The organism is Burkholderia sp. Ac-20379, from assembly GCF_017104645.1.
Taxonomy (GTDB): domain Bacteria; phylum Pseudomonadota; class Gammaproteobacteria; order Burkholderiales; family Burkholderiaceae; genus Burkholderia.
Genome location: NZ_JAAGPF010000296.1, coordinates 1 through 9505, shown reverse-complemented (window position 1 = coordinate 9505; position 9505 = coordinate 1). Strand labels below are relative to the sequence as shown.

Sequence of the window (9505 nt, the reverse complement as noted above, 5' to 3'; positions counted from 1 at the left end):
CGGCCGCTGCCGCGCCCGCGCCGCGTGCGGCGGCGCGCACCTGGAAGGTATCGGCGCGGCTTCGCGCCGCGCCGCGCCGCCCTATTCAGCGCGTCGCCTACGAGCCGCCCCGCCCGCCCTCGCAGGATCCGTTCTTCGCGAATCTCTACCGTCACTGAAATCGGCGTGACGGTGCGTGCGCCAGGCCGCACCGTTCATGCAAACAGCGCCGGCCCGCCCCGCCCTCGCGGGCGGACGGAACCGGCGCTGCTTTATCGAATCGCCAACGGCCTCAAGCCGCCTTCGCCGCCACCTTCGGCAGCCACGCCTTCACCAACGATACCCACCACGCCATCCCCGGCTTCAGCAGCGCATCGTTGAAATCGTAATTGGGGTTGTGCAGCGGAATCGCGCAACCGCAGTTGCCGTGTTCCGAGCCGTCGCCGTTGCCGATGAACACATAGCAACCGGGGCGATGCTGCATGTAGAACGAGAAATCCTCCGACGGCATCTGCGGCGCCACTTCCGCATCCACGCTCGCCGCGCCGAACACCGATTCGAGCACGCCGGCCGCGAACGCGGTTTCGTCGCGATGATTGACGAGCGGCGGATACATGCGGTTGAACGCGAAATCGAGCTGCATCTCGTAGGCCGAGGCAATGCCCTGGGCCAATTCGCGCATGCGCTGCTCGATGCGGTCGAGCACCTCGGGCTTGAACGCGCGCACCGTGCCGCTCAGCGTGGCCTGCCCCGGGATCACGTTGATCGCGCTGCCGGCGTGGATCTCCGTGACGGACAGCACGGCCGCCTCGTTCGGATCGATATTGCGCGCGACGATGCTCTGCCAGGCCTGCACCAGCGCCGTGGCGGCCACCACCGGATCGGCCGCGCGGTGCGGCTGCGCGGCGTGCGCGCCGGCGCCGGTCAGCGCGACCGAGAACGTGTTGCTCGACGCCATGATCGGGCCGGGCCGCAACGCGAAGCTGCCCGCGGCGATGCCGGGCCAGTTGTGCGCGCCGAACACGGCATCCATCGGGCAGCGCTCGAACAGGCCGTCCTCGATCATCAGGCGCGCGCCCGCGCCGCCCTCCTCGGCCGGCTGGAAAATGAAATTGACGGTGCCGTCGAAATCGCGATGCTCGGACAGGTAGCGCGCCGCGCCGAGCAGCATGGCGGTGTGGCCGTCGTGGCCGCACGCGTGCATCTTGCCGGGATGGCGCGACGCATGCGCGAAGCGGTTCTGCTCCTGCATCGGCAGCGCGTCCATGTCGGCGCGCAGGCCGATCGAGCGCGTGCCGCGGCCGCAGCGCAGCACGCCCACCAGGCCGTAGCCGCCGATGTCGCGCTCCACGTCGATGCCCCAGCTCGTCAGGAGCCGCGCCACGTAGTCGGAGGTTTCCCGCTCCTCGTGACGCAACTCGGGGTGCGCATGCAGATGTCGTCGAATGCGGATCAGATCGGGTTCGATTGCGCCGAGGCGCGGGTCGTTCAGGAAAGTCATTCTGTCAGGGCGCCATGCGCCGGTTGTTCGGAATTCGAGCCGGCGCGCGCGGACAGCGCGACCGGGATGCAACTGACGAGCGCGGCGGCGGCCAGGTAGTAGCCCACCACCAGCTTGTCGCCGGTTGCGTTGATCAGGGTGGTGACGACGAGCGGCGTCAGGCCGCCGAACAGCGTCACGCCGGTGGCGTACGACAGGCCCACGCCGGTGGCGCGGAACTGCACCGGAAACACGCCGGCCAGCACGTTCGACGCGCACGCCGCGTAGCAGGCCAGCAGCAGCGCGATCACGGATTGCACGGCCATCAGCGCGAGGCGATCCGGATGCTGCGACAGGAACAGGAACATCGGATACGCGCCCAGCGCCGTCAGCAGCGCGCCGAACAGCATCGGACGGCGCACGCCGATCCGGTCCGACAGCATGCCCACCAGCGGGCACGCGATCACCATCGTGACGCCGTACGCCAGTTGCCCGAGGTAGCTGTCGAACAGGCTCATGTGCAGCTCGCGCACCGAGTACGTGGTGAAGTAGTTCGACACGTAGGTCGCGATGGTCCAGAACACCATGATCGCGACGCCGCCGGCGAGCCGCCAACGGTATTGCACGAGCTGCGGCGCGAGCGCCACGGCGCGTTGCTGGCTGGCGCGTTCGAACGCCTGCGTTTCCGGGATCGAGCGGCGCACGTACCAGCCCACCGGCCCGATCAGCACGCCGAACACGAACGCCAGACGCCAGGCGCCGGCGTTGATCTGCGCGTCGCTGAACAGGTGCGTGAGCGCCATGCCCACCAGGCCCGCGAGCATCACGCCGCCGCCCTGCGACATCTGCTGGAACGACGAGGCGAAGCCGCGCCGCTTGCTCGGCGCGTTCTCGATCAGCAGCGCGACCGAGCCGCCGATCTCGCCGCCGGCCGAGAAGCCCTGCAGCAGGCGGCCGCACACCACGATCACCGGCGCGGCCACGCCGATCGAAGCATACGACGGGCAGATCGCCAGCACCAGCGTGCTGGCCGCCATCAGCACCAGCGTCAGGCTCAGCGCGCGGCGGCGGCCGGCGCGGTCCGCATAGCGGCCCAGCACCAGCGCGCCGAACGGCCGCGCGACGAAGCCCACCGCGAACGTCATGAACGTCAGCAGCAGCGAACTGAATTCGGACTGCGTAGCGAAGAAGGTGCGCGAGATCGGCACCGCGAAAATGCCGTAGGCAATGAAGTCGTAGATTTCGAGCAGATTGCCGACCGAGGCGGCCGCAAAGGTCCTGCGTTCGGAGGACGCGGCTGTGTCGTGGAGTTCACCGGAGCGGTTCATGGGAGCGGTTCGGTCGATGTTGGAATAGGCCTCAATCTACCGCCCGCCCCCCGCGCCGCCGGCATACTATTCAAAAATAGCGGGGATACCCGCAAGGCATATCCAAGGGAAAACGCGCACCCGGCAAGGGTTTTCCAGAGGTGGCCCGCCACGCGCCGCGGGTCGCTCCCGGCTGGCCGGAATGCTTTTGGCATGCAAGACTTCAGGCACTTCGATTCGCGCATGCAACATGGATATCCGACACGTTCGTTACTTTCTCGCGGTGGCCGATTCGGGCAGCGTGGCCGCCGCGGCGCGGCAACTGCACATCGTGCAACCGGCGCTGAGCCGGCAGATCCGCGATCTCGAGGAGGAACTGGGCGCGCCGCTGTTTTCGCGCAGCGCGCGCGGCGTCGAGCTGACGGCGGCCGGCGAGCAGTTCGCGCTCGATGCCAGAAAGCTGATGATCGATTTTCAATCGGCGCGGCAGCGCGCGCTGCGCGTCGCGCAAGGCAGCGCGGGCGCGCTGCGGCTCGGGCTGTCGCCCGCGTATGGCTGGCACCCGGCGATCCTCTCGCAGATCAACCGGTTTCGCGAGGCGCAACCGGCCATCTCGTTGCGGGTGGAACCGATGCTGGCCGCGCGGCAACTGACGGCGCTGGCCGACGGCGAACTCGATGGCGGTTTTTTCGGCTGGCGCGATGCGCGCGACACGCGCTTCGATGCGATGACGCTGTTCCACTGCGGGCTGCGCATCGCCGTGCCGAAGCGGGGCGGCATCACGATGCAGGTGCCCGAGCGGCTGTCGGATCTCGCGCAACTGCCGTGCGTCTGGTTCGACCGCGACACCGCGCCCACCTATTACGACTTCCTGATCCGGCAATGTCAGCTCGCCGGGTTCTCGCCGAACATCGTGCAGCTCGGCGGCGACACCACCACGATTCTCGGGCTGGTGGCCGCCGGGTTCGGCTACTCGATCGTGCCCGACAGCGCGCTGCATTGCTGCCCGCCATCCACCGCGCTGATCGCGCATCCGGAGCTGACGCTGACCTATCCGGTCGAGTTCGTCTGGAAGCGCGACCACCTGAACGGGCCGCTCGCGCGCTTCATCCGCGACATGGAACCGCGCGTGCCGTTCGATCCGCACGCGACGTGGGCCGGCGAAGCGCCGCAGCAGGCCGGCGTGCCGGCCTGAGCGGCGCCGGCCGCGATCAGAACTTGTGGCGGATCGCGAGGTGCACGGCGGCCTGATGGTCGACGGACGACGGGGTCAGGCTCGCGAGCGCGGCCACCGCATCCTTGCCCGTCGAATCGTGGCCCGACGCCTTCTGATACACGGCCGAAAAATACACGTCGGTGCGCTTCGACAGCGCGTAGTCCGCCCCGATCTCGCCCTGGTAGTAACGCGCGCCGGCGTTGCTCGCCCCGTTGGCCAGCGTCGCCGCGTTGCTGCGCGTGTAGTCGAAGCCGGAGGCCAGCAGCAGCGTGGGCGTCAGTTGATAGCGCAGGCTCAGTTCCGCGTTGTTGAACGTGACGCTGCTGCCCGCGCGGAAGCTGCTGGCGCCGTTGCCGCCGAGGTCGAGGAAGCGCACGTTCGAGTAGGTCGCGCCGAGCGTGGCCGCGCCGATCGCGTAGGTGCCGCCAAGCGCGATCACCTGATACGAATTGGCCGACGTATAGCCCGAATAGATCGGATTACTGACGACTGCCGGCGTGGCGGCGGAGGTGCTGTTGCCGAACAGGCCGCCCAGATTCGACGGCGTGCGCGCGTTCAGGTAGCCGATGCCGAGCGTGACCGGCCCGCCCGCGTAGCCCGCGCCGAGCGACCAGATCTGGTTCTGCGACACGTTGCCGGCCACGCCGCCCACGCTGTAGGTGCCGCCCCACGTGAAGCCGCCGTAGCGCGGGCCGAGGTACTTGACCGTGTTGTTGGTGCGATACGAGTTGTTGAAGTTGTCGATGTCGCCCGCATGCGCCGCGATCGTGCCGCCCCACGCATCGGCCACGCTCAGGATGCCGACGTAATCGACCACCGAATCGTATTGACGGCCCAGCGTGACGCGCCCGTAGCGCTCGCTGGCCAGCCCGACGAACGCCTGCCGGCCGAACATCAAGCCGCCCTGCCCGAGCTTGCCGCTGTTCACGTCGAAGCCGTTCTCGAGCGTGAACACCGCCTTCAGGCCGCCGCCCAGATTCTCCTCGCCGCGCAGGCCGAACCGGCTGCCCTGCAGCATCCCCGACGACATGTTGTACAGCGAATGGCCGCCCGCGTTCGACGTGTAGTTGATGCCCTCGTCGATGATCCCGTACAGCGTCACGCTGCCCTGCGCGTGCGCGGCTTCCGTCATCGTGCCCAATACCGCGATGGTGATAAACAGCTTTTTCATTCGCCAATCCCCTTGATCGATTTCGTATAGAACTACTGATTAGTTATTCCTGACGATTTCAGGCAAGGGCATCTTAGTGGCGATCAAAAATCGCGAATATTACCTAAAAGATGGGGGCGCTATGCCTGGCGGGCATAGCGCGATGCAGCACGGCATCGGCGATCGATTGCATCGACAGCGGGCCGTAAACGGCAACGGGACCGCCCGCCCTCGAAGGCGGAACGGCCCCGTTGCCGACGCGCGGGCGGGCGGCTGCCGCGCGCTCAATCGAGGCGGAACATCTTCACCGCGTCGGCCACCTCGCGCGCCTGCTGATTGAGCGAAGCGGCGGCGGCGGCCGATTGCTCGACGAGCGCCGCGTTCTGCTGCGTGGCGCGATCGACCTCGGAGAAGCTGCTGTCGATCTGCGAGATGTGCAGGCTCTGCTCGCCGATCGTGCCTTCGATCTCGGAGATGAACTGATTCACGCGCCCGATCGCCTGCACGGTCTGATCGATGGTGGCGCCGGTGGCGCCCACCTGATCCGCGCCGGCCTGCACGTTGCGCGACGATTCCTCGATCAGTTGCTTGATCTCGCGCGCCGCCGTGGCGCTGCTCTGCGCGAGGCGCCGCACCTCGGACGCCACCACGCTGAAGCCGCGCCCGCCCTCGCCCGCGCGGGCCGCTTCCACGGCCGCGTTGAGCGCGAGAATATTGGTCTGGAACGCGATGCCGTCGATCACGCCGATGATCTCGGTGATCGCGCCGGACGAGCGCGCGATCTGCTCGATGCTGCTGACCGCCTCCGTCATCGCCGCGCCGCCGCTGCGCGCCATCTCGCTGGTGGACGACGCGAGCGCGCTGGCCTGCTTCGACGCGTCCACCGAGGTGTGCAGGCTGTTGGCCAGCTCGGCCAGCGCCGAGGCGGTTTCCTCCAGGCTGGCCGCCGAGCTTTCGGTGCGGCGCGCCAGATCGCGGTTGCCCACCTCGATCTCGGCCGTCGCCACCTGCATCGCCTCCACGCCGGTGCGGATGCCCAGCAGCAGCATGCACATCGTCTCGACGAACTGGTTGAACGAGCCGGCGATCTGCGCCACCTCGTCGTGGCCCACCACCGGCAGGCGCTGCGTCAGGTCGCCCGCGCCGTTGCCGATCACGCTCATCGCGTTGCGCACCTCGGCGAGCCGGCGGAACGACGACGCCGTCAGCCAGGCCGCCACGGCCACCGCGATCGCCGCGAGCACCAGGCTCATCAGCAGCGTGGCGCGCAGCACGTCGCGCAGGCCGGCGGTGGCCTCGCGCGCGTCGAGCGCCACCACGAGATACCACGGCGTGCCGGGCACCGCGCGCACCATCAGCAGCTTGCGCGCCCCGTCGATCTCGAATGCGCCGGGGCGGCTCAGGCCGTCCAACTGCGTGAGGGCGTCGGCGCTCAGCGATGCGGCGATGTCGGTGGACGGCTTCAGCGTCAGGGCCGCGTCGCGATGCGCGATCACCTGGCCGTCGCGCGCCACCACGAACGCGAAGCTCGACGGCGTGGGATGCACGGCGTCCACCACCTTGCGCACGGCGTCCAGCGTGACCGCGCCGCTCACCACGCCCACGCTCGCGCCGCCCTGCCGGATCGGCGCGGCGAACGCCACGTACGGCACCTTGGTCGACGCGTCGGGATAGGGCTTGGTCAGCACCGCGGCGCCGCTGGTCATCGGGCCGGTGTACCACGGCCGCGTGGTCGGGTCGTAGCCGGGCGGCGTCGAATGATTCGAATAGAACGTGTGGTCCGGCCAGCCGACCGTGGCCACCTCGAAGCCGTCGGCCAGCGCCATGTGCTTGACGTAGCCCTGCGGATCGCCGTGCTCGACGAGCGCGGCCGTCTCCTGCACGGCGTGCTGCTTCGCGGCGACCCACTGCGCGATGGTGGCGCGGTTGCCGTCGGCGATGGCGCTCAGGTTCGCGTCGAGCGTGGCCATCGTGCTGTTGCGCACGAGCGTGTAGATCAGCGCGCCGGACAGCGCCAGCGACGCGATCACGGTGCCCAGGACGATGACGAGGATTCTGCTGCGGAATGAACGGATCAAGACCAGCCCCAAACGTGACGTGACATCACGGCACGCCGCAGCCTGTCTTCGCTTTCGACAATCCGCCCCCTCGCACGCCGTATCTGTTCGCTTTAACGACGCCGCGCGGTGCGAACTTGAGGCGCCGGGCTATAGGATCGAGGCATAGCCGCCGGCAGGTTCGAACGATAGCTTCGGACAGCGAACGTATGAGGATTGCAGCGGCGGCGGCCGCTCGCAGCGGCGCTCGTCAACCTGCGTCAGCCCGCCGCCGCCAACCGCGCGGCCGCCTTCGCCACCGCGGCCTCGCGTATCGCGCGCCGCGCCGCGGTGGACGCCATCGCCCGCTCGACGATCCCGGCCGGTGCGACGAACGGCGTGCCGGCCCGGAACGGCGGCGCCGGATCGTATTCGATCTGCAGTTGGATCTGCCGCGCGACGTCCTCGCCGGCCACCTCGGCCGCCACCTGCAAGGCCATGTCGATGCCGGCCGTGACGCCACCCGACGTGTAGAGCTTGCCGTCGATCGTCAGGCGCGCGTCGCTCGGCGTCGCGCCGAACTGGCTCAGCAGATGGCGCGCCTGCCAATGGCTGCCCGCGCGGCGGCCCTTCAGCAGCCCCGCCGCGCCGAGCAGCAGCGAGCCGGTGCAGATGCCGAACACATGCTTCGCCGCGAGCGCGCGCTCGCGCACGAAGCCGACGATGCGCGGATCGAGCATCGCCTCGTCGGTGCCGGGGCCGCCCGGCACCACGAACAGGTCGTAGGCGGACGCGCTGGCGAAATCGGCGTCGGGCTGGATCACGAGGCCCTTGTCGGTGCGCACCGGCGCGCGGCTCGGCGCAACGACCTCGGCGCGCCAGCCGGGCAGCCTGCCGAGCACTTCGAGCGGGCCGGTCAGATCCAGTTGCGTCATGTCCGGAAACAGCAGCAGGCCGGCGACGTGGGTTGGAGGGGCGAGTTCGAGCGCTTGCGTCATGGCGTTCTCCGATGCGTCGGTTGGTTGATGACGTCATTGAAGCAGCCCGCGCACTGGCAAAAAAGACAGAAAACGCGTACTTTTTGCCAATGACCGCCCTTGCCCCCACCTCTGCCCGCCGGATCGTGATCCTCGTGTTCGACGGCGCCCAGCCGATCGACGTGTCCGGCCCGCTCCAGACCTTCGAAACCGCCAGCGAGGAAGCGGCGGGCGAGCGTTACCGCTGCAGCGTGATCTCCGAGGATGGCGGCCCGCGCCGGCTGCAAGGCGGCATGACGGTGCTGACCGAGCGCCCGCCCGAGGGACGCTTCGACACGCTCGTGATTCCCGGCGGCCCGGGCGTCGAGGCCGCGCGCCGCTCGCCCGGGATCGTGCGGCTGGTCGGCGAACTGGCCGCGCGCGCCGAGCGCGTCTGCTCGGTCTGCACGGGCGCATTCCTGCTGGCCCAGGCCGGGCTGCTGGCCGGGCGCAAGGCGGCCACTCACTGGCGCGCGTGCGCGGCGCTGGCGAGGGAATTCCCGTCGATCGAGGTGCAGCCCGATCCGATCTGGGTGCGCGACGGCCGGATCTGGACCTCGGCCGGCGTGACGGCCGGCATCGATCTCGCGCTGGCGATGGTCGAGGCGGATCACGGCAGCGCGCTGGCGGCGCTGGCCGCGCGGCGCCTGGTGGTGTACATGCGGCGCTCGGGCGGCCAGGCGCAATTCAGCACGCCGCTCGCGCTGCAAACCGCCGACGGCTTCGGCACGCTGTTCGACTGGCTCGGCAAGAACCTGCACCGGCCGCTCAAAGTGAACGATCTGGCCGATGAGGCCGGCATGTCGCCGCGCACGTTCATCCGTCATTTCACCGAGAAGATCGGCATGCCGCCCGGCCGGGCGCTGCAAGGCTTGCGGCTCGAACGCGCGCAATCGCTGCTGACGTCCACCACCTATTCGCTGTCGGAAGTGGCGCGGCGCTCGGGCTTCGGCCGCGAGGAACGCCTGCGCAACGCGTTCGTGCGGCAGTTTTCGATCGGCCCGGCGCAGTGGCGGCAGCGCTTCAGCGAAAGGCAGGACGCGTCGTGAGGCGCGCCGGCCCGGTGCGCCGGCGTTACAGGCTCGGCGACAACCCGCCGTCGATGCGCAGGTTCATGCCCGTGATATAGCCCGCCAACGGGCTGGCGAGAAACGCCACGGCATCGGCGATCTCGTCGAGCCGCCCGACGCGCCCCATCGGCACCGGCGCGAACAGCGGCAGCACGGCCTGCTCGACCGCCTCCCACGCGCCGCCGCGCTCGGCCAGCCCGCGCTCGGCGGCCACCTCGCGAAACCGCGCGTCGAGCGCGGCGCTGTGGATC

General features: G+C 69.3%; 8 protein-coding genes. 2 read left to right on the top strand and 6 right to left on the bottom strand.

Features of this window, described 5'->3' with window-relative positions; translation table 11 throughout:
• Positions 1-271: 271 nt before the first annotated feature.
• Positions 272-1480, bottom strand: a complete 1209-nt coding sequence (locus G3N92_RS26655; RefSeq protein ID WP_206130581.1) for a M20 aminoacylase family protein — start codon at positions 1478-1480, stop codon at positions 272-274.
• On the bottom strand, positions 1477-2787 hold the full coding sequence (locus G3N92_RS26650) for an MFS transporter (RefSeq protein WP_206130580.1): 1311 nt from the start codon (positions 2785-2787) through the stop codon (positions 1477-1479). Before G3N92_RS26650 ends, G3N92_RS26655 begins: the two co-directional genes overlap by 4 nt.
• Before the next feature lie 229 nt (positions 2788-3016).
• On the opposite strand from G3N92_RS26650, the gene G3N92_RS26645 reads away from it, so the two are divergent.
• Positions 3017-3961 carry a LysR family transcriptional regulator gene (locus tag G3N92_RS26645; RefSeq protein ID WP_206130579.1) on the top strand — a complete coding sequence of 315 codons (945 nt, stop codon included), beginning with the start codon at positions 3017-3019 and terminating at the stop codon, positions 3959-3961.
• A 16-nt stretch (positions 3962-3977) separates the two neighbouring features.
• Here G3N92_RS26645 and G3N92_RS26640 read toward each other — a convergent pair whose 3' ends face one another.
• From G3N92_RS26640 to G3N92_RS26630, 3 genes are all read right to left on the bottom strand, one after another.
• A complete protein-coding gene (locus G3N92_RS26640) occupies positions 3978-5153 on the bottom strand; it encodes a porin (protein ID WP_206130578.1) in 1176 nt (391 codons plus the stop codon).
• Positions 5154-5416: 263 nt separating this feature from the next.
• Complete coding sequence (locus G3N92_RS26635; RefSeq protein WP_206130582.1) at positions 5417-7207, bottom strand: methyl-accepting chemotaxis protein; 1791 nt, start codon at positions 7205-7207, stop codon at positions 5417-5419.
• A gap of 242 nt (positions 7208-7449) precedes the next feature.
• Positions 7450-8166 (bottom strand): DJ-1/PfpI family protein, encoded by a 717-nt coding sequence (locus tag G3N92_RS26630; RefSeq protein ID WP_206130577.1) that lies wholly within the window; start codon positions 8164-8166, stop codon positions 7450-7452.
• 89 nt (positions 8167-8255) lie between these two features.
• Here G3N92_RS26630 and G3N92_RS26625 point away from each other — a divergent pair, with 89 nt between their 5' ends.
• Positions 8256-9233 (top strand): GlxA family transcriptional regulator, encoded by a 978-nt coding sequence (locus G3N92_RS26625; protein WP_206130576.1) that lies wholly within the window; start codon positions 8256-8258, stop codon positions 9231-9233.
• Between the two features lie 25 nt (positions 9234-9258).
• Here G3N92_RS26625 and G3N92_RS26620 read toward each other — a convergent pair.
• Positions 9259-9505, bottom strand: a 247-nt coding sequence (locus G3N92_RS26620; protein ID WP_206130575.1) for an SDR family oxidoreductase, incomplete at its 5' end; no start/stop codon positions are given.